This window comes from Streptomyces sp. NRRL F-5126 (assembly GCF_000721265.1).
GTDB lineage: Bacteria > Actinomycetota > Actinomycetes > Streptomycetales > Streptomycetaceae > Streptomyces.
Genome location: NZ_JOFZ01000086.1, coordinates 1 through 416, shown reverse-complemented (window position 1 = coordinate 416; position 416 = coordinate 1). Strand labels below are relative to the sequence as shown.

1 protein-coding gene is annotated in these 416 nt (G+C 68.8%); it reads right to left on the bottom strand.

All coding sequences use genetic code 11. From position 1 onward, the window contains the following. Nucleotides 1–364: hypothetical protein (locus IH48_RS33980; RefSeq protein WP_158710405.1), on the bottom strand; the 364-nt coding region annotated here is incomplete at its 3' end. Nucleotides 365–416 lie beyond the last annotated feature (52 nt).

Sequence of the window (416 nt, the reverse complement as noted above, 5' to 3'; positions counted from 1 at the left end):
ATGCCTGGCGGTCCTGGATGGTGGCCGGGTTGGAGTGGCCCAGGACTTCGGCGATGTGGAGGCGGACGGTGTCGAGGAGCGCGGCGTGTTGTTCCTCGGTGGGCAGGGAGGCGAGGCGCTCGATGAGTGTGGTGGTCTGGGTCTGGGTGGTGGTGTGCGCGGTGCGGCGGATGGTGTGCTGGGTGAGCTGACTGAGGAGTGGGTTGCCGCGGAGGGCTGCGGGGTTGAGGCGGGCAGTGAGGAGGTGGGCCTGCGGAGCGCTGAGGGCGTGGTCGAAGAGGGTGAGGGCGTCGTCGGTGGTGAGTGGAGTGATGCCTGTGCGGTTGATGCGTGCGTGGTCGGTGGTGTCGAGGTGGCTGGTCATGGTGCTGGTCTGTTGCCATAGGCCCCAGGCGAGGGAGGTGGCGGTCAGGCCG